Below are 19,368 nucleotides of genomic sequence, written 5' to 3'. Positions count from 1 at the left end.
TCGGGGCACTGTCAACGGCGGCGGGCCTCGGCGTGAGGGCTGATGGACGTGGATGTGGACGTGGGCGGTCGTGCGGTCGGGTTTTCGGGTCCCTGCCGCACGGCCGCCCGTGCCGGGCTCTACAGGAGGTCGGTGTTGGGTTCCAGGCCGCACAGGATGCGGCCGTAGGTCTCGGCGACGGTGTTGGGGTGCAGGACGCCGTTGAGGTTGAGGGCCTGGATGTCGCGTTCGATGCGCTGCATCGGCTGGTCGGAGTAGATGGAGGAGCCGCCGCTGGCGGTGTTCAGGACATCCACCGCCTCCTTGGCCCGCAGGCAGGCCGTGGCCGCGTCCATCTTCGACAGCGCCCGCTCCTCCAGCGACCACAGCTCACCGGCACGCACCTTGGCGTCCAGGCGCTCCGCCGCGCGGCGCACGTGGAACTCCGCCTCGTCGATCTTCATCGCCGCCTGCGCGACCTGAAGGTGCGTCAGCGGCGCCTCCGCCTGCCGCTCGTAGTGCGTGTAGGCGATCTTCCGGCTCGGCAGCTTCTCGAAGAACGCCTCCCGCGCCGCCTTCGCCATCCCCACCGCCGACGAACTCGTCACCGCGGTGGCGTGCGGCACGAACGGGAGCTTCCACGTCAGGGAATCCGCGTTCAGCTTCGAGGCGTGCTGCCCGTGCATCATCACCGGGATCATCGGCAGCACCCGCGCCCGCGGCACGAACAGATCCTGCGCGATCGTCGTCACACTCCCCGTCGCCCGCAGACCCGCGGTGTGCCAGTCGTCCACGATCGTCAGATCCGACATCGGCACCGCGATCGTCGCCGGCTCGAACCCGCCCGCACCATCGGCCAGCAGCACCGAATGCATGTCCCACTGACTGTGCGGCGCACCCGAGACGAAATGCCACCGCCCGTTCAGGACCACCCCGCCGTCCACCGGCGTGGCCACCCCCGACGGGTTCACCCCGCCGCAGATCCGCACACTCGGATCCGCGAAGATCTCGTCCTGCACCTCATCGGGAAACAGCCCCGCCAGCCACGACCCCATCGTGTACGTGCTGATCGTCCACCCGACCGCGCCGTCCCCGCGCGCCAGCTCCGCGATCACCGCCGACACCGTCCGCACATCCGACTCCGCGCCGCCGTAACGCACCGGCACCCGCATCTTCATGATCCCGGCATCGGTGACCGCCCGCAGCACCTCCTCATGGAGAACCCGGTTCTCCTCCTGCCACGGAACATGCTTGCGGATCACCTCCACCAGATCCGTCGCCCGGCCGACAAGCTCAGCCTGTGATTTCGCCTCATTGATCGTCATCTGTGCTCCTCAATACGATGACAGGGACAGAGAAGTGGGATCAAACCTCCGCCGCACTCGGCGGACTCCGCACGGGATCCCGCACCGCCCGACCGGGCAGCGACCCACCGTCGGCCGCCAGCAACTCTCCCAGCACCCCACACACCCCCACTTCTCCCAAGTTGCCGACCTCCCGCAAAACCACCCCACAACCCCCTTTTCCACGGGAAATCCGAAACCGGACACCACAAATGCACCAAAAACGCCGCCGGAGACTTCCCGGCGGCGCTTTCAGTGCATTATGGAAATCATCGATACGCACGATGCCACGGCGCGGCGATCGACGAAATCACCCCAGCCCGGCGAGTTCTACAGGCCGGCCAGGAACTTCAGCAGCTCCGCGTTGACCTCCTCCGGACGCTCCTGCTGCGTCCAGTGCCCCACCCCCGGCAACGCCACCGTACGCGTCAGATTCGGCACCAGATGACCCAGATTCGCGATCAACTGGTCCAGACCCGGAAGCTGCACACTGCCATCCCGCTCCCCGTACATGTACAACGCCGGAGCCGACATCGGCGCACCCTGCCACGGCGCCGTCAGCTCCCAGCTCAGCTCCATCGTCCGCCACCAGTTCAGACCACCCGAGAAACCCGTCCGCGCGAAATCCTCCGCGTACACATCCAGATCCGCCTCCGTCAGCCACCCCGGCAACGCCCCCGCCTCCGGCAGCAGATCCAAAAACGTGCCACCCTCCGGCACCACCGGCAAAACCGCCGCCGACGCCTGCGGCGAATCCCCGAACCCCCACCGGAAAATACGCGACAAAGACCCCCGCACATCCCCCGCCAACTCCGCATCCGCCACACCCGGCCGCTGCAGATAATTCATGTAGAAACCCTCACCCAACGCCTGCGTCATCCCCGCCAGCGCACTCACCCCACCACGCGGCAGATACGGCAGACCCAACGCCACCACACCCCGCACCCGCTCAGGCCGCAACAACGCCGTATTCCACGCCAACGGCGACCCCCAGTCATGACCCACCAAAACCGCCCGCTCCTCACCGAGCGCATCCAGCAACCCCGTCACATCACCCACCAGATGCAACTGCGAATACCGCTCCACCGCCGCCGGCCGGTCACTGCGCCCGAAACCCCGCAGATCAGGAGCCACCACCCGATACCCCGCCGCCGCCAAAACCCCGAACTGATGCCGCCACGAATACCACGTCTCCGGGAAACCGTGCAGCAACACCACCAACGGCCCCTCACCCTGCTCCGCAATATGCAACCGGACCCCATTGGCCTCCACAAACCGGTGACCAACCCCGCCCACCACACCACCGCCCGGCACCACCTGCACGTCACTCACGGCACACCACTCCCCTCCGAATATACGAATCGGGTCCGCCAAAACCCTCGCACCACCACCCCACCCCCCACTACTCCTCCCGTGCCCACCACCCAAGGTCGTCTTCGGCATGGGCACCAAGTGGCCGTCCGGGCCGGTCGAGGGGCGCCGGTCACCCAGGTCGGTGGCAAGGGCGGCCGCCAGCGATGGAACGTGAAGTGACCGAGCCGGACGCGATCAGCAGTCGAACACGGACCAGCAGATCTCGTTCCGCAACTGTTGGTCGTCCAGGACGAGTTCGCGGATCGCATCCGGGAGCTGTTCGCGCTGCCAACGGCACTCGAGCCTGCCTGCGCTCTCGCCCTCCGGTCCGGGGGCCGCCGCACGGGCGGCCTTGATCGCGTAGGCCGCGGCGCCGAGCTCGTGTGCGGCGACGTGCGCCACTACTGCCGCCTGGCCGGCAGCGTATGCGGCGTGCCGAGCGGCTCCGCTCAACTCTCTTGCCGCAGCCATGGCGTGGCCACCCGCGGCTCGGGAATCGGACATCCTGATCTCGCCGCACGCCCATGCCCGAATCTGCTCGATCGCCTCGCGAGGCCGCGGGTCCGAGGGCTGCACCGACTCGAAGTGGTGCAGAACGTGCTCCGCACACGCGGCGGCCCACAGAGCCAGGAGCCGATGGTCGGAGTCCGTAAGCGTCCCCCCGCGGCGGATGGTGATGAAGCGGGGGTCGCGCACTTTGGGGAGGATCATGATCTTCCAGGGGATCGGCTGCGCGCTCAGGGCGAGGGTGGCGTCCAACGTCGGTATGTGAAAACAGAGTTGGACACCCTCGGCCCGCACTCTACGTGAGACCGACGATCCGCTGTTGCCCTGACCGGGAAGGAGCAGCGGAGATGACCGATGCGCAGAGGACTGGGACGGTTGCCGATCGCCGTCGTGCTAAAACCACCGTAGGTATCTGCCGCGCGCTGTTGAGGGACCTCGGGGGAGTAGGCAGTTCGCCGCCTGTCGGCTGTGTCACCGTCATGTCCCCGTGCTGTCCGGAATCCGGCCGTCTGGTCCACCTGGCACCCGCCTTTCAGTAGCGTCACCTCCCACCGGGTTCAGCGACCAGCAGCCTGGATGAGCCCACCACACCGGGAGTTCACCCCACCATGACCAGCTACCGTCCGGGCAGCGCCCGTCTCACCCTGGCCACCGCCGTACTGGCCACCGTCCTCACCCTCACCGCCTGCGAACCGAACGTGGTCGGTGCCGAGGCGGACGCCGCGCCCAGCACCGCCCCCGCCTCGCCCACGGCGGCCAGACCCGCCGACCCCAGCACCCCGTCCGCCGCCGCAAGCAGCGCCCGCCCCGGGCGGCGGACCCTCGCCGAGGCCGCCGTCGCCGGCGGACTGGCCGCGGCCACCGGCGACGGCGCGCTCACCGACGTTCCGGTGGACCCGGGCGAGATGCGCGAGGGCATGCACCTGGTGATCTCCAACTACGACCGAGCCGGGCAGACTTCAGGGCGCCGGATCCTCTTCGTCGGCGTCGACAACGTCCCCGAGGAGCCGAGCAAGCGGCGCGAGCACCTGTGGCGCGGCCTGATCGACTACGCCCTGGGCAACGGCTCCGTCGGCAGTCCCGCAGCCGCCAAGCCGTACCCGGCCGGCCCGCTCGGCGGCAGCCTCGAATGCCTCGGCCTGCCGGAGTCCGCCAACCCGACCGATGTCCTGTGCGGCTGGGTCGACACGTCCACCGCCGCCGTCGCGCTCTTCCCCCGGACCACCCCCGCCGACGCCGCTCGCCTCTTCGCCGCCATGCGCGCCGACCTCGAGCACTGAGCGGTCCACGCAACACGCGGGACGGCGACGGCCGGGTGGTGCGGCGGTGCGGTGGAACGGCTGCGCCGGGGTGTTCCGGTCCGGGATCATGTGTCGTGACACGGCCCGGTAGGGCAGGTGCTGTCCGGGAAGGCCGTGCCATGCGCGTTCGCACACTGATCACCGTCGCCGCCGTCGTTGTCGCAGTTGCCGGGTCGACGGCGGGGCGTTCGGCTGTCGCCGACGCCAACCTCTACGCCGACACTCTCATCATGCAGGTCAACCAGCAGATGGCCGCGCCGGTCGGGCTGCGGGAGTTCAGCTTCGTCGTCAAGAGCGACAGGATCACGAACAGGGACTTCAAGGGCACCCTGCGCTGCAGCGCGCGCTTCGACGTACAGCGGGTCGGCGACGCCTCCCAGCCGGGTTTCGTCGGCGGGTATCTCAAGGTGGGCTTCTACGTCGGCTTCGCGGGGACGCGGGTGTCCTGCGACGGGGAGGTCGCGGGCGACACGATCGCGGGCAGGACCAGGAAGACCTCGGTGATCTGCCGGCCCGCACGCGAGCCGGCCACCCTGGTGGAGGCCACCGGCACACAGACCAACGCCCCGGGGACGGCCGCTCTTCGGCTGTCGCCGCTGCCCCTCACGTGCTCCGCCTCGCCCGCGTGGAAGCTGAGCCGGACCCGCGCCGACGCGGCCTTCCAGGCCGTCACGAAGAACATCGGCGGCCAGATGACGAACGCCATCAACAAGAGCGTCGCTGCCGCCTTCGACGAGGCTGCCCGTAGGACGAACATGCCCGGCCCCTCCTGACGACCTCGTTCGTGGTGGGCGTCGGGCTGTCTTCTGCCGCGGCGTCGGTTCGCTGGTCACGTGGTCCGGCGTCCGGTGTTCGGGCTGGGGTGTGGTCCTGGGGGTGGTGTGGGGGTTGGGTTGGGGTTGGGGTGGGGCTGGTCCCCGATGTGGGGTGCGAGGGGCCGGTCGTAGCGTCGCGGGCATGTCGAGAAACGGGTACGACGCGGTGGGCGGCAGGCGCCGGATGCCTTGGTGGAAGCGGGCGTTGCTGGTCGCCGGTTCGCTGGGGACGCTTTTCGCGCTGGTGGTGGGCGGGTTGTTCGCCTGGCTGTACACGGGGGCGAGGATCTCCACGGTCGGTGCGGTGGATTTCCGCAACGCCCTGGTGGTGCCGCCGCTGGCGGCGTCCACGGTGGACGCGGACGGCACCCGGGTTTTCGATCTGCGGATGCAGGCAGGGCAGAGCGAGTTCACGCCCGGGACCAGAACCGCGACCTGGGGTTTCAACCGGAGCTACCTCGGTCCCACGCTGCGCGCGACCGAGGGGGAGAAGGTGCGGGTGCGGGTGGCCAATACCCTGCCGGAGGAGTCGAGTGTCCACTGGCACGGCATGCATCTGCCCGCCGCGATGGACGGCGGCCCGCACCAGGTGGTCCCGGCGGGCGGCAGTTGGGCCCCGGAGTGGACGGTCGCGCAGCCGGCTGCGACGCTCTGGTACCACCCGCATCCGCACGGTGCGACCGAGGCGCACGTGCAGCGCGGCCTGGCGGGTCTGTTCCTGCTGGACGACGCGCGGTCGGCGGCGCTGCCGCTGCCCAGGAGCTACGGGGTCGACGACATCCCGGCGATCGTCCAGGACGTGAGGCTGGACGGCGCGGAGTTCGACCACGGCCACCAACTGATGCGCAACGTCGGCTTCCTCGGTGAGCGGACGATGGTCAACGGCACCCTGGACCCGTACGTCAGCGTCGGTGACGAACTGGTCCGGCTGCGGCTGCTGAACGCCTCCACCGCCCGCGTCTACACCTTCGGCCTCGACGACGGCCGCCCGCTTCAGCAGATCGCCTCGGACGGCGGGCTGCTGGAGGCCCCGTACGCCACGGGGCGTCTGCGCCTGTCGCCGGGCGAGCGCGCGGAGGTGGTGGTGCGGATGCAGCCGGGCGAGCGCAGGGTGCTGCGCTCCTACCCCCTGGACGCCGGCCTGGACTTCTGGAACCAGCGCTTCGGGGGCGGCGACGACTCCTTCGACGTCCTGCAGCTGCGCGCCCAGCCCACGCTGCGGCCGTCGGCGCCGCTGCCGCCAGCGCTGGCGGCGTCGCGGCTGCCCACCGGTGAGGACTCGGTCCGCGAGCGCTCCTTCGACCTCCGGATGTCCGGTATCAACGGCCGCAAGATGGACATGTCCCGCGTGGACGAGACGGTCACGCGGGGCACCACGGAGACGTGGACGCTGCGCAACGAGGACGGGATGCCGCACAACTTCCATGTCCACGACGTGCAGTTCCGTGTCCTGGACATCGACAGCGCGGCGCCGCCGCCGTCGCTGCGCGGGCCGAAGGACACCGTCTTCGTGCCGCCGGGCTCCACGGTGCGCATCGCGCTGCGTTTCGAGGGGCCGGCGGATCCGGGGACGCCGTACATGTACCACTGCCATCTGCTGTATCACGAGGACCGGGGCATGATGGGGCAGTTCGTGGTGGCCGAGCCGGGCGGGCCGGTGGCCGCTTTGAGCCCCGCGCCCTCGAACGGGTCCGGTTCGCACCATCACTAGCCGCGCTGCGGTGCCGCTCGGGGTGGCGAAGAGCGCTCCGAGGCGGTCCGGCCGGTGACCGCGGGAGATCTGCGGTCACCGGCCGAGGGGGTGTTGGGTCAGCCGATCGGTGGTGCGAGGTATTCAAGTGCGTAGCCGTCGCCGGCGGGGGTGACGCGGGCGATGCCGGGTGAGTCGAGGTGGGCGCCGGCGACGTAGTGGTGGGGTTGGGTGAGTTGTTCGAGGAGGGTTGCTCGTGCGGCGCGGGCCTGGGGCTGGTTGCCGTCGAACTCCCAGGTCACGTTCGGCCGGTCGAATTGGAGGGTGGGGACGTGGACGGTGTCGCCCCAGACAAGGAGGTGGGCGGGGCCGCTGCTGACGTCGTAGACGGTGTGGCCGGGTGTGTGGCCCGGGGTGGGGATCGCGGTGAGCCATTCGTTGATCGGGGTCTTCTCCGTCACGGGGACGACCCGTTCGCGCATCGGCTCCAGACGTCCGGTGAACACGGAGGTGTCGCCCGCGCCGATCCAGACGCGCTCGAGTTTGGTGAACGCCTCGGAGCCGTCCGGTGCGATCAGGCCGCTGACGTGGTCTTCGTGTTTGTGGGTGATGGCGACGTCGGTGATGTGTGCGGGGTTGATTCCGGCTTCGTCGAGCGCGTCGTAGATCAGTCCCATGGTGGGGTCGTGCCAGGCGTTTGAGGCGCCGGTGTCGATGAGGACCGACCAGGTGCCGTCAGTGACGTAGAAGGCGTTGACCGACAGCCGCAGGTTGTCGCCGGCCAGTGGGACGGCGGCCGGCAGTGCGTCGAATGCGCAGCCGTCCTCGTCGCGGAGCCGGGTGGGCGGCATGTCGATGTACCCGTCTCGCAGCGAGACCACCTGCAGGTCACCGAATTCGAACGTGGCGTGGTGGCGGCCACTCGAGATCAAACGCATGGAAACTCCGTCGTGTGGGGCGTGTTCGTGTCGTGGTACGTGTGTGGCGGCACCGGCACCCCGCCGGCTGGTGGTGCGCGGCTGGTTGCGTGGCGCGTCCCGGAACGTTCCCGATGCTGGCCCGGCGGGTGCCCCGGTGGTGGCCGAACCGGTGAACGTCACCCGTCCGTGGTGCGGAGCGGTTCCCTGGGTGGCCTTGACAGCTCAAGTCGTTAGGCGCCATATTACTTGTATGACGAGGGACGAGGTCGACGGTGAGACGCCCACGCTGGAGCAGGCCAGGCGGCAGGTGGAGCACTACGGCCTGACGGCCGATCCGCAGGCGGTGCTGGTCGCGGTGCGGCTGATCTCCGCGGGTGCCAGGGTGGGCCGGGCGGCGGAGGCGCACTTTGCCAGGTTCGGTCTCTCGACGGGCCGCTACCGGCTGCTCGCCGACCTCGAGGCCCACGGCGGGGAGAAGTCCCCTTCGCGACTGGCGGCTGATCTCGACGTCTCCAGGGCCACGGTCACCGGCCTGCTGGACGGCCTCGAGCGTGAGGGTCTGATCGCGCGGCGCCCGTCCGCGGAGGACGGGCGCGGCACGGTGGCGATCTTGACCGCGCGCGGCGCGCAGCGCCTGCGGGATCTGGCGCCCGAGCATTTCGGGCGGCTGGAGGCGATGGTGGGCGGACTGTCGGTGGAGGAGCGCGCGGTGTTTCTGGATCTGCTCGCCCGGGTGGTGCGCGGCAGTGCGGCCCTGGTCGCCGACTGACTCCGTTCTCGGCCCGCGTCCGGCCCCGCCGTCCGGGTGGGGCCCTTTTTTACGCACCAATAGTTAGCCACCTAATTATGTGGGGCAGGGAGACCCGCCCCACGAGAGAGAAGAGGCCGGTATGCCCACGACGAAGGACAAGGAGAGCAGGAGCCGCCCGGCGGTGCGGCGGTTCGTCCTGTGGCGTGAGGTGCTGACCGCCTACGCGGCGCCGGCGCTGACGGCCGGCGCCGCCGGTGTGGTCACCGGGCAGCGGGACCTGACGGTGGCGGCCTGCACCTCCATCGCCGGTGCCTCCGCGGTGGTGGCGTTCCTGGTCGGGGCCTGGCTGCGGCGCGGCGCGGTGCCGCGGCGCTGGACCGTCGCGGTGCCGCGCGCCGTCCTGACCGCCGTACTCGCCGTCGCCGCCACCGGTGCGGCGGCCCTGCTGGGATGGTTCGCCGCCCAGTGGCTGCCCGCCCACACGCCGCTGCCCGCCGCCGCCTGGCTGGAGCGCCTGCGCATCGACCTGCCGCTCTCCGCGGCGCTGGCCACCACCGTCGTCACCCTGCGCTGGCGCTCCACCATCACCGCCCGGCCGTGACCCGTCGCCGCGAAACCACCACGAAGTCATCAGAGAACCCAGGAAACGAGGACACCCCGATGATCGTTGTCATGGGAGCGACCGGAGCCACCGGCAACGCCGTGCTCCGCAGCCTCCTCGCACTCGGCGCACCCGTCCGCGCTCTGACCCGCAACCCCGAGCGGCCGATCCCCGGCACCACCGACCCGCACACCGCGCCGCCGGAGGTCCGCTACGCGGATGCCGCCGACGCCCGGTCCCTGGCTGCCGCCTTCGAGGGCGCCGGTCAGCTGTTCCTCGCCATGGCCAACGGCCCCGACCAGACCGAACTCGAGACCCGCGTCATCGACACCGCCGCCCGCGCCGGCATCGGACACATCGTCAAGATCTCCGCCCCGGCCGCCGAACCCGACTCCCCGGTGGCTGTCTCCCGCGGACACCACGCGATCGAGGAGCACCTGCGCGCCAGCGGCCTGGCCCACACCGTCCTGCGGCCCTACGCGTTCATGCAGAACCTGCTGCGCCTGGCCCCCGCCGCCGCCCAGGGCGTCATCCTCGGCGCGATGGGCGAGGCCCGGTGCACGTACGTGGACTGCCGTGACATCGGCGACGTCGCCGCGGCCGCCCTCACCCGGCCCGACCTCGTCGGCGGTACGTACACCCTCACCGGCCCCGAGGCGCTCTCCCATGCCGAACTCGCCGCTCGCCTCTCCACCCTGACCGGCCGCCAAATCCGGTACACCGACCTCGCCCCCGGCGAGCTGCGCGACACCCTCGTCCACCGCGCCGGCATGCCGCTCTGGCTCGCCGAGCACGTCACGGAGATCCAGCAGCTCGCCGTCGCCCGCCCCGAGAGCCCCACCGGCACGGTGGAGCGCGTCCTGGGCCGCCCGCCCCGCACCCTCGACGCCTTCCTGTACGAGCACCGCGACCACTTCCGCCGGTAAGCCCCGGCCCGCCCGGACGGCGGGCGTGGCGTGCGGGGTGCAACGGTCCGGGCGGACGGTCGTTCTGACGGCTCACCAGGGTGTTCGACCCTGTTGTTACAGGGGCGTGCGCCCGGTGTTCGCGCGCCGTCCGCCTGGCCGTGCGGCGGTGGCGTTTGGCTGGCAGCCGAGGCGGGCGCGGGCCCGCGCCGTGAGGTCATGTGCAGCGAGGGCAGGAAGTATGAGCAGGGGGACCGCGGCGTATCCGGGGGAGTGTGCCGGAGGGCGCCGTACGGGCGGGGGAGCCCCGGCCCGCCGCCGGGCCGGGGCCGCGGCGGCCGCCTTGCTGCCGGTGGTGCTGCTGGCCGCAGCGGGCTGCGGTGGTGCGGCCGGTGCGGCGGGTGACGAGAGTGCGGGTGCGTTGACGGTGATGACGTGGGCTCCCGCGGGTACCGGTTCCACCGACCGCCCCGGCGTAACGGCCCTGGCCGAGCAGATCGGCCGCGACGTCAACGCCAAGGGCGGCCGGGCCGGCCGGCAGCTGAAGGTCCTCACCTGCAACGAGCACAACACCGCCGCCGGCGCGGCCGCCTGTGCCCATCAGGCGGTGGACGCTCACGCGATCGCGGTGATCGGCTCGTACAGCCAGTTCGGTGACACGTTCATGCCGGTCCTGGGCGCGGCCGGCATCCCCTACCTCGGCGGGTACGGTGTCTCCGGGGCGGAGTTCAGCAGTCCGCTGTCCTATCCGGTGGCCGGCGGCACTCCGGCCCTGATCGCCGGCAGTGGCCGTCAGCTGGCGGCGTTCGGCTGCAGGACGGTTACCCTGGTCCGTCCCGACACCGGTAACGGTGACACCCTCACCCGCTACCTCGCCGCCGCCCTGGCCCCGGCCGGCATCAGACTCACCGACGTCACCGTGCCAGAGCGCGCCGACGCCGCCCAGATGGCCGCCCCGGTGCGCAAGGCGATCGGTGAGGACCGGACGGGCGGCTGCGTGACGGCGGCGCTGGGCCCGGAGCAGACCTTGCTCCTGCTGGACGCCTACCGCGCCGCCGGTCCCCGGCGTACCCAGCTGGCCTCGGTGGTGGGCAGTGTCCACCAGGGGGTCATCGATTCCACCGGCGGCGCCGGCAGCCCGCTGAACGGTTCGCTGGCCACCGGCTGGTTCCCGCCCGAGAGTTCGAAGGCCTGGGACGACCTGCGCGCCACCGCCCGCAGCGCGCCCGCCTCGGGCGCGGGGCCGATCGACACCACCGACCTCGCCGTCCAGACCACCTGGGTCGCCTACCAGGCCTTTCTGCAGGCGGTGGAGCGGATCTCCTCCGCCGGTGGGCAGCTCACCGCCAAGGGCCTGCGCGCGCAGCTGGACAGCGGCGACTCGATCGACACCGGCGGCGTCACCCCGCCGCTGAGCTGGGGGCAGAACGACATGCTGCCCACCGCCGAGTCGCCGCGCCTCACCAACACCTGGGTGACCTTCCAGCAGGTCCGGGACGGCCGCCTCACCGAGCAGCAGAGCGGCTTCGTCGACGTCCGCTGGGCCCTGACCGGCGCGAAACCCCCGCAGTAGAACACCACCCCGCCTCGCCAGCGCCCCGCCCGGCTCCCGGCCGCTGACGAGGAGTCAGGAGAGGGCCGGGTGCGGGCGGGTGGGCCGTTCGGGTGATGGCGGGTTGGCCGCGCCGGGCCGGTGGGCAGGGAGCGGGGGTGACGACCTTCCCGAGCCCCCACCCCCGCCGCCCGCGCCAGGCCCCGCGATGACCAGCCCCGCTCTCGCTCCGGCCGACTTTGCCGCGACCCTGCCACCCCACGCGCTGTCCGCCACCGTGCTGCTCACCGACGAGGCCGGCCGCGTCCTGATGCTGCATCAGGCCCGGGCCTACCCCGGCCATCCGGCGTGGTGGCAGCTGCCTGGCGGGCTCGGCGACCTTGGTGAGAACCCGCTGGCCGCCGCGCGGCGTGAGACGGCGGAGGAGACCGGTATCCACCTGTCCGGGCGACTGCTGCGGCCGCTGGCGGTCGACTACCGTGCCGCCGCGGGCGGCTGGCCGCCCGTCATCGACTTCGCGTTCGACGCCCCGGCGTTGCCCGTGGGCCATGAGGTGCGGCTCAGCTCCGAGCACGACGCTTTCGCCTGGCGCACCCATGACCAGTGGCTGCCCTTCCTTCAGCCGCAGCAGCTCGCCTGGTTCGCCTCCCTGTGGCGCGCCCACCGCACGGGCACCACCGTGGTCCTCACCGACGGCCACGAACCCGCGGCACAGTCCTCGGCGCGGGGCCGTCCCTGACCGTCCCGCCCCGGTCTCCCGGGGGTCACCGTACGGCGCCGACGCGGCGATGCAGTGTCTCCCCGGCCGCGACCGGGGCCGACGCGGCGTCAACAGGGTGCCGGGGTGTGCTCAGGCGAAACGGGCCTTCACCGGGCCGTGGACCTTCCGGGCCAGCCGGGAGTCGGTGGCCAGGAACGGTTCACGGTGTGCCCGCACGCCTCAGGGCAGGCTCGAGGGTTCGAACCTGGCGAGCATCTGTTCCAGCGCGGCCTGGTCGGGCCCGACGAACGGGGCGAGGCCGGCGACGGCGCTGAGCGTGTCGATCATCGGTCCGGTGATGCCGGGAGCTGCCGGAAGGTGCGTCGAGAGCACCAGTTCGGGTGCCCGCTCGCGCAGCAGCTGCCAGCTGTGCCGGAATTTGTTCGGGTCGGCGGTCTCCACCCAGGGGCTGTCCACGCTCGCCCACAGCACCTGTGCTTCGCGCAGGCCGTCCGCGGCGAGGTGGCGGGCGTCCGGGCCCTGGGCCAGTTCGGCGCTGGGCATGGGTCCGCCGAAGCAGTCGGAGCTGAAGCAGGCCCCGGTGCGGTCGTCGAAGAAGCCGACGGTGGCCGGGTTGTCGAACAGCGGGGGCCGGAACGCGGTGAGGGTGCGGTCGCCGACGTCCAGGGACTGTCCGGGGTTGAGGAGGTAGAGGCGCTCCATCGGCAGCGGGCGCTCCGAGGACATGATCCCGGCGCCGATGAACGTGGTCACCACGCGCGCTCGTGGTGCGGCCTCCAGCAGGGCGAAGATCCCGCCGGTGTGGTCGCGGTCGGGGTGGGTAAGCCAGATCCACCGTACGTCGGCGGGGTCGAGTTCGGCGCTGAGCGCGGTCAGGAAATCGCGGTCCGGGAGTCCCAGGCCGGTGTCGACGACGACGGGCTGGGCGGCGTGGAGCACGAACGCGTTGACGGGGATGTAGCCGATCCCCGGCACTTCGAGGCAGTCACTGAGGACGCCGACATCGGGGTGGACTCGGTGTGCGGGCATGAGCGGACTCTCCCTCCGGGCAGAGAAGATCGCTCGCGGCCACGCCCATCCATCGTAGGCACCGCCCGCGTACTGGGTCCTGCCGGAACCGCGGCCCGGTGTCCGTGCGGGAGACAGGCCTGCACCACACACCCCCGCCGTCGGTATGCCCGCGGCGGCGCTCCGCCTCCGGCCGTGCCTGATCCCGCGTCAGGGCCCCGCCCCGGTCTGCGGGCCGCGCGCCTCACTGACGGCCCGTCAAACCCGCGCGGGCGCCGGGGACCGCGGCGCTGTCGTCGGTCTGGGACCGGGCCCGCAGGTCCCGGGACCAGGACGGGACCACGGGCTCATGTGGGCCCGCCCCGCCCGCTCCTACCGTGGAGGAGCAGCCCAAGGGGGCAGCCGCAGGCACCGCCGACGTCAACCCGCTCTTCACGGGTGGATGCGCCTGCCCCGGGCTGCAGGCGAACACAAGGGCACGACAGACGAAGTGAGGCACAGATGACCAGACTCCGGATCGGCCTCGGCATCGCGACCGGTATCAGCACCCTCTCCCTGGCCCTCGCGGCCGGCACCACCGCCGGGGCTGCTGCCCCGGCAGCCGCCGACGGCAGCCTGCAGGCCGAGGCGGTCAGCGCCGCCGCCCCGCCGGGCGTGGGCAGCACGGCGGCGCCGTCGCTGGCCGCCAGCTACCGCACCACCCGTCTCACCAACGGCAATGGCGGCCAGTGTCTGGACGCGGACCTGGGCACCATCGGCGGCAACGGCACCAGGGTGCAGCTCTGGGGCTGCAACGGTTGGAGCAACCAGACCTGGATCTGGACGCCGGCGCCGGGGCAGCCGGTCGGCTACTACAAGATCCAGACGGAGAAGAACTACCGCTGCCTGGACGCGGACCTGGGCACCATCAACGGCAACGGCACCAAGGTCCAGCTCTGGGACTGCAACGGCTGGGACAACCAGATCTGGATCTGGAACGGCACCACCCTGCAGACCCTGAAGAACAACCGGGTCCTGGACGCGGACGCCAACACCATCCCCCGCGACGGCACCAGGGTCCAGCTCTGGGACCGCAACGGCTGGGACAACCAGCGGTGGATCTTCAACTGACCCACCGTCAACAACCCGACACCGGGCCCCACCCGTCCCCGGACGGGTGGGGCCCACTGCCGTCGCGCCCGGTGACGTGCGCGGCGCGACGCCCGGCCGCCTGCGGGCCGTACGGGCGGCTGCGGCCGCTGCCTCGGCGAGTACCTTCCGGGGCGGGTGCCGAGGCCCTGGTGTGCGCGGTGGCGGCCGGGCAGGCTAGTTTGCCCGGATGAGTCTCCTTGATGATGTGGCCGAGCGTGACGGCTGGCGGTGCTGGGTGTGCGACGAGCCGGTCGACCCGGACGAGTCGGTGAACGACCCGCGGGGCCCGAGCGTCGACAGCCGGACCGCCGACCGGAAGGCCAAGATCGCCGAGCGGCTCGCGCACCGCGGCTGCAACACCCGCAAGGGCGCGGTCAAGGTGGTCATCGCCTGGCCGGAGCGTCTGTACGTGGTGGAGCCCGCGCCGCTGATCACGGTCGCGGGCCGGCTGGAGCGCAAGGGCGGCCGCGAGATGGTGGGCCGCTGCCCGACCAGGAAGGACGCCCAGGAGGCGGCGGACTGGCTGGTGGACCGCTTCTCCCGGCTGGTGCCCGGCCTGCCGGTGACCGCCGACATCGAGGCGGGCGGTGGCCAGTTCCTCCTCGTCCTGTCCACCGGCCGCCGCTGACGGGGGATCACCACCGGGTACTCGCGCCGGACCGAACGGGCCGTCCCCGTACGGAGCCTGCGGGCGTGCGGTGTTCGTCACGATGCACCCTCCCCGGAGGGTCGTATGCGAACTCGTGGGTGAGGATGGTCGGGGCGCTGTCCTACCGTCGCGCCCGATCCCGCTCGCGCCGAGGTCCTCGACCCGCTGCTCGGCTGACCCGCGCACCAGCCCCACCCTCACTCTTCACGTGGCCCGCCTTCGCGGGCCGTGACCTCACCACGGGTCCGTCCCGCATTCAGAGATCAGGATTTGAGTCCATGCCGTCCAAGCGCCTTGCCTCCATCGCCGTCCTGTGCCTGTCCCTGGCGGCGACGGCCACCGCGTGCAGCGAAGACCGCAAGCCGGCCGCCGCGGCGACCGTCACCCCCTCGGAGTCGGCCGGCGGCCCGGCGGCGCAGGGCCTCGCGGTCGACACCCTCAGCGGCGCCGACATCGCCAAGCAGGCGCAGGCCGCCATGGCCCAGCTGGCGTCCGTCAAGATCGAGGGAAGCGTCAGCAGCGGCGGCGGCATGACCACGCTGCAGCTGGCCGCGGACAAGAAGGGCAACTGCGCGGGCAGCGTCAGGGTCCCCGCCACGGGGCAGGTCGACCTCCTGCGCACCAGCACCCAGGTCTGGCTCAAGCCGGACGCCGCCTTCTGGAAGAGCATCGCCACCCAGACGGGCGGGGCGAAGGCCGGCGCGATGGCCGCGGAGCTGTTCAAGGGGCGTTACCTCACCGGCGGCCAGGACGACGCGACGGTGAAGCAGACGGCCTCGATGTGCGACCTGGTCGACGCCATCGCCAAGGACGACGACAGCCCGAACACCTACACCAAGGGCGCCATGGGCATCACCAACGGGATCAAGACCTTCACCCTCGTCGCCACCGACGCCGAGGGTGTGAAGAGCACGATGTACATCGCCACCGAGGGCAAGCCCTACCTGGTCAAGGTCGAGCGCACCGACAGCCCCGGGAGCAACCACATGAACCTGAGCGACTTCGACAAGCCCGTCACCGTCCAGGCGCCCCCGGCCGACACCGTCATCGACTACTCGGCCTTCCAGGACAAGCTGAAGACCGCGTGAGCGGTCGTGCCCCGGGCTCCGTCGGCGGTCCGGCTTGGCGGGTCAGTCCTGTCCGGGAGTCAGACGGGCCGCGCGGGTGGTGAGGTGGCGTCGTTCCGGTGCGCTGGTGGTGCGGCGGGCTGCCTCGCGGTAGGCGTGGGCGGCTGCGTGGTGGTCGCCGAGCTGTTCCAGGAAGTGGGCGCGGCTGGCGAGCAGGCGGTGGTGGCGGGCCGTGCGGCGGTCGGATTCCAGTGCGGCCAGCAGGTCGAGCCCGGCGGCGGGTCCGTGCACCATGGCGACGGCCACCGCGCGGTTGAGGGTGACCATCGGGTTCGGCGCGAGGAGTTCCAGCAGGTCGTAGAGGGCGAGGATCTGCGGCCAGTCGGTGGCGTCGACGTGCTCGGCCTCGTCGTGGACGGCGGCGATGGCCGCCTGCAGCTGGTAGGGGCCGACCTGTCCGCGGGGCAAGGTGTCGCCGATCAGGGCGAGGCCCTGCGCGATGAGAGGGCGGTCCCACCGGGTGCGGTCCTGCTCGGCGAGCGGCATCAGGTCGCCGTCGGCTCCGGTGCGGGCGGGGCGGCGCGCGTCGGTGAGCAGCATCAGGGCCAGCAGCCCGGCCGTTTCGGTGTGGTCGGGCAGCAGGTGGTGCAGCAGGCGGGTGAGCCGGATCGCTTCGGTGGACAGGGCGGGTGGGGTCAGGTCGGTGCTGTCGGTGGCGGTGTAGCCCTCGTTGAAGATCAGGTACAGCACGTGGAGCACCGCTGCCAGCTGCTTGGCCTGCTCGGCTGGCTGCGGCATGCGCAGGGGTGTGGCGGAGGTCTTGAGGCTCTGTTTGGCGTGGCTGATGCGCTGGGGCGTGGTTGCCTTGGGGGCGAGGAAGGCGGCGGCGATTTGGGAGGTGCTCAGGCCGCCGACTGCGCGCAGGGTCAGGGCGGTGCGGCTGGGTTCGGACAGTGCCGGGTGGCGGCACGGGAACAGCAGCGCCAGGGAGTCGTCGCGGTCCTGGTGCGGGTCGGCGTCGGCGGCGTGGCTCAGCTGTTCGGCCTGCGGGGTGGCCAGGGCGGTCCTCTCCTCGCGTCGGCGGCGTGCCTGCTCGCTGCGGACCTGGTCCACCAGCCGGTGGGAGGCGATGGTGACCAGCCATCCGCGGGGGTTGTCCGGCGTCCCTTGGGTGGGCCGCTGGAGGGCGGTGGCCGGCAGTGCTTCCTGGATGGCGTCCTGGCAGGTGTCGAAGACGCCGTAGCGGCGGATGAGGGCGCCGAGGACCTGTGGCGCCAGTTCGCGCAGCGGGTCCTCGGCGCCGGGGGGTCCGGTCGCAGGTCCGTCGCGGTGTCGTGCGGCACGGGCCGCAGGTCGACCGGGTCGGTGTCGGCGAAGGGCATGTCGGCGGCGGTCTCCTGTGCGGGCTCCGGGCAGTGGCAGTCCAGCAGGTGGAAGCTGGCGATGTACTCCTTGGTCTCCAGGTGCGGCCCGTCGGTGACCGCCGGGGCGTCGTCCTTGCGGCGCACCAGCTGCGCGTTGGCCGCGTCCGCCAGGCCGTAGGCGTCCAGCAGTTCACCGCTGTCGCGGTACTTCTTGTTGAACGCGTCCTGCCGGGCGATCGCCTCGGGCCAGGCGTCGGCGGGGAAGGGGTCCCGCTTGGCCTGGTTGCCGTGGATCATCGCGACGTACTTCATCAGGTGTCCGCATTTTTTGTGTCCCGCGCGCCCGTTCGGCGCGCTCGCACCCTTTGGTCGGAGCCGGGCGCGGGTTCTCGACATCGGGCGCGAAAGGGATTCCTTCGGCTTTTCCTGCGAGCCGTGGTGGGCGGGGGCGGGGCCGCCCGGACGGCACGGATGATCAACTTGCCCGGTGCGCTGCGCCCGGGGGCGGCCACCCGCGGTGGTGCGCGTTCGCGCGGACCCGGCTGTGCGGATCGACGATCCGTACGCCGGCACCGTGGCAGGCCCGAGGGCGCCGCTCAGGCTGGTTTGGTGGGGGCTCGTTCGGGGCGTGGTCGTCGGTGCTCTCGCTCATTACGTTTGCGTCTCCGTCGGTGCAGGGGCTGTGTGGTGCGGTCGGACGTTCGGGGGGTGTGCCGCCCCCGCCGCTGGGCGGGGATGTAAGCGGTCAATTTGCGACATATGTGGTTCTGATGGGGTGTCAGTGTTGCGAGGGGGTCAAGCTTCGACCACGGGCGCCTCGTCGGTTGGGCGGGTGGCCGGCGGCGGATGGCCGAGCATGGAGATGCTGCTGCCGGACATGGCGAGGGGCGGGGCGCCGGCCCTGCCGGGGGATGTGTCCCGCGCAGCACCGTCCCGGTCGGTGGCACCGCGTCCGGCAGTCTCGGGGGTGCCGCCGAATCGCACCGCCGCCGGCCGGGACGGCAGCAGGGCGGCGCTGCCGTGGCAGTGCCGCCTTCCTGCTTTTTCTCGGGGTGCTGTCGCGGTGTGGCCGTGCGGGGTCCGGCCCGTGGCGGCCGCCCGGGGTTCGGCCGCTGCCACGGTCGGGTCGGCCACCGGGTCGTTGATCTCGGCGGAGGTGCCGGGGCTGGTGACGGCCGGTGGGAGGAGCCGCTTGGAGTGGGCGTGGGCGGGGATCGTCTGGGGGTGGGCGTGGAACCGGTTCCGGAACAGCGGCGCGAGACGTTCGTTCGGTGAACCGGGGAGCCGGGCGTGCGGGTTGACGTCCGGGGCCGGCCGGCTGCTGCGTTGCCGGAACCGCTTCGGCCGGCGGGCAAGGTCGTCGTCCTGTCCGGCGGGCACGTGGTCCTGGTGGTGGGGCAGGGGAGTGAATCCCCGCTCTGGGAGCGGGAGTTCGAAGATCCGGTCGGCTTCGGTCAGGTCTGCCACGCTCACCTGGATGTGTCGAGGACCGCCGTGGCGGCCGTTCCCGGGACGGCGGTGCTGCCGATGTGCTCGACGTGCACCGCGGAGGGTTCGAGCGCGGCTCGCAGTTGCTCGCAGAGGCCCGTCCCTGCCGTCTCCCACAGCGGATCCGGGTCGGTGAGGGTGAGGGGTTTCGTGGTCTCGGCCATGCGCCGGGGTCCGGCTTCGCTGCCCGTGCCGGGAGTCTGCGCGCCCGCGTCGCGGTGTG

At 71.7% G+C, this 19,368-nt stretch carries 20 protein-coding genes; 11 read left to right on the top strand and 9 right to left on the bottom strand.

Annotated elements, in window-relative coordinates; all coding sequences use genetic code 11:
- Positions 1-119: 119 nt before the first annotated feature.
- The 3 genes from F4556_RS00180 to F4556_RS00170 form a co-directional block, all read right to left on the bottom strand.
- A complete protein-coding gene (locus F4556_RS00180) occupies positions 120-1,304 on the bottom strand; it encodes an acyl-CoA dehydrogenase family protein (protein WP_184910504.1) in 1,185 nt (394 codons plus the stop codon).
- 348 nt (positions 1,305-1,652) lie between these two features.
- The gene (locus F4556_RS00175; protein ID WP_376775633.1) at positions 1,653-2,654 is read right to left on the bottom strand and encodes an alpha/beta fold hydrolase; all 1,002 of its coding nucleotides are present in this window, start codon (positions 2,652-2,654) and stop codon (positions 1,653-1,655) included.
- 216 nt (positions 2,655-2,870) lie between these two features.
- Positions 2,871-3,386 carry a putative immunity protein gene (locus tag F4556_RS00170; RefSeq protein WP_184924106.1) on the bottom strand — a complete coding sequence of 172 codons (516 nt, stop codon included), beginning with the start codon at positions 3,384-3,386 and terminating at the stop codon, positions 2,871-2,873.
- Positions 3,387-3,790: 404 nt separating this feature from the next.
- On the opposite strand from F4556_RS00170, the gene F4556_RS00165 reads away from it, so the two are divergent.
- The 3 genes from F4556_RS00165 (at position 3,791) to F4556_RS00155 (ending at position 7,009) form a co-directional block, all read left to right on the top strand.
- On the top strand, positions 3,791-4,462 hold the full coding sequence (locus F4556_RS00165; protein WP_184910500.1) for a hypothetical protein: 672 nt from the start codon (positions 3,791-3,793) through the stop codon (positions 4,460-4,462).
- Positions 4,463-4,602: 140 nt separating this feature from the next.
- Entirely contained in the window at positions 4,603-5,256 is a 654-nt protein-coding gene (locus F4556_RS00160) for a hypothetical protein (protein WP_184910498.1), read from the top strand.
- A 184-nt stretch (positions 5,257-5,440) separates the two neighbouring features.
- Positions 5,441-7,009 (top strand): multicopper oxidase family protein, encoded by a 1,569-nt coding sequence (locus F4556_RS00155; RefSeq protein WP_246510931.1) that lies wholly within the window; start codon positions 5,441-5,443, stop codon positions 7,007-7,009.
- Between the two features lie 98 nt (positions 7,010-7,107).
- Here F4556_RS00155 and F4556_RS00150 read toward each other — a convergent pair whose 3' ends face one another.
- On the bottom strand, positions 7,108-7,926 hold the full coding sequence (locus tag F4556_RS00150) for an MBL fold metallo-hydrolase (protein ID WP_184910496.1): 819 nt from the start codon (positions 7,924-7,926) through the stop codon (positions 7,108-7,110).
- A gap of 232 nt (positions 7,927-8,158) precedes the next feature.
- On the opposite strand from F4556_RS00150, the gene F4556_RS00145 reads away from it, so the two are divergent.
- From F4556_RS00145 to F4556_RS00125, 5 genes are all read left to right on the top strand, one after another.
- A complete protein-coding gene (locus tag F4556_RS00145) occupies positions 8,159-8,677 on the top strand; it encodes a MarR family winged helix-turn-helix transcriptional regulator (protein WP_184910494.1) in 519 nt (172 codons plus the stop codon).
- Between the two features lie 121 nt (positions 8,678-8,798).
- On the top strand, positions 8,799-9,260 hold the full coding sequence (locus F4556_RS00140) for a hypothetical protein (RefSeq protein WP_184910493.1): 462 nt from the start codon (positions 8,799-8,801) through the stop codon (positions 9,258-9,260).
- A gap of 71 nt (positions 9,261-9,331) precedes the next feature.
- Positions 9,332-10,186 carry an NmrA family NAD(P)-binding protein gene (locus F4556_RS00135; RefSeq protein ID WP_313068083.1) on the top strand — a complete coding sequence of 285 codons (855 nt, stop codon included), beginning with the start codon at positions 9,332-9,334 and terminating at the stop codon, positions 10,184-10,186.
- A gap of 220 nt (positions 10,187-10,406) precedes the next feature.
- On the top strand, positions 10,407-11,738 hold the full coding sequence (locus F4556_RS00130) for an ABC transporter substrate-binding protein (protein ID WP_184910489.1): 1,332 nt from the start codon (positions 10,407-10,409) through the stop codon (positions 11,736-11,738).
- Positions 11,739-11,925: 187 nt separating this feature from the next.
- Complete coding sequence (locus tag F4556_RS00125) at positions 11,926-12,456, top strand: NUDIX hydrolase (protein WP_184910487.1); 531 nt, start codon at positions 11,926-11,928, stop codon at positions 12,454-12,456.
- A 201-nt stretch (positions 12,457-12,657) separates the two neighbouring features.
- Here F4556_RS00125 and F4556_RS00120 read toward each other — a convergent pair whose 3' ends face one another.
- Entirely contained in the window at positions 12,658-13,467 is an 810-nt protein-coding gene (locus F4556_RS00120; RefSeq protein WP_184910485.1) for an MBL fold metallo-hydrolase, read from the bottom strand.
- A 480-nt stretch (positions 13,468-13,947) separates the two neighbouring features.
- Between F4556_RS00120 and F4556_RS00115 the strand changes: the two genes are divergently transcribed.
- The 3 genes from F4556_RS00115 (at position 13,948) to F4556_RS00105 (ending at position 16,314) form a co-directional block, all read left to right on the top strand.
- The gene (locus tag F4556_RS00115; protein ID WP_184910483.1) at positions 13,948-14,556 is read left to right on the top strand and encodes an RICIN domain-containing protein; all 609 of its coding nucleotides are present in this window, start codon (positions 13,948-13,950) and stop codon (positions 14,554-14,556) included.
- Between the two features lie 208 nt (positions 14,557-14,764).
- On the top strand, positions 14,765-15,205 hold the full coding sequence (locus F4556_RS00110) for a hypothetical protein (protein ID WP_184910481.1): 441 nt from the start codon (positions 14,765-14,767) through the stop codon (positions 15,203-15,205).
- Between the two features lie 299 nt (positions 15,206-15,504).
- Positions 15,505-16,314, top strand: a complete 810-nt coding sequence (locus F4556_RS00105; RefSeq protein WP_184910479.1) for a hypothetical protein — start codon at positions 15,505-15,507, stop codon at positions 16,312-16,314.
- Positions 16,315-16,356: 42 nt separating this feature from the next.
- On the opposite strand, the gene F4556_RS00100 is transcribed toward F4556_RS00105, so the two are convergent.
- From F4556_RS00100 to F4556_RS00085, 4 genes are all read right to left on the bottom strand, one after another.
- Positions 16,357-17,406, bottom strand: a complete 1,050-nt coding sequence (locus tag F4556_RS00100) for an RNA polymerase sigma factor (protein WP_313068082.1) — start codon at positions 17,404-17,406, stop codon at positions 16,357-16,359.
- Positions 17,325-17,969, bottom strand: a complete 645-nt coding sequence (locus F4556_RS39300; RefSeq protein ID WP_313068081.1) for a YciI family protein — start codon at positions 17,967-17,969, stop codon at positions 17,325-17,327. Before F4556_RS39300 ends, F4556_RS00100 begins: the two co-directional genes overlap by 82 nt.
- A gap of 483 nt (positions 17,970-18,452) precedes the next feature.
- Positions 18,453-19,124: a dephospho-CoA kinase gene (locus F4556_RS00090; RefSeq protein WP_184910477.1), complete on the bottom strand. Its 672-nt coding sequence runs from the start codon at positions 19,122-19,124 to the stop codon at positions 18,453-18,455.
- A gap of 2 nt (positions 19,125-19,126) precedes the next feature.
- A complete protein-coding gene (locus F4556_RS00085) occupies positions 19,127-19,309 on the bottom strand; it encodes a GrpB family protein (protein ID WP_184910475.1) in 183 nt (60 codons plus the stop codon).
- Positions 19,310-19,368 lie beyond the last annotated feature (59 nt).

It is taken from the genome of Kitasatospora gansuensis (assembly GCF_014203705.1).
GTDB classification, from domain to species: Bacteria; Actinomycetota; Actinomycetes; order Streptomycetales; family Streptomycetaceae; genus Kitasatospora; species Kitasatospora gansuensis.
Note: the sequence above shows the minus strand (reverse complement) of the source record. Positions and strands in the feature narration are given on the sequence as shown.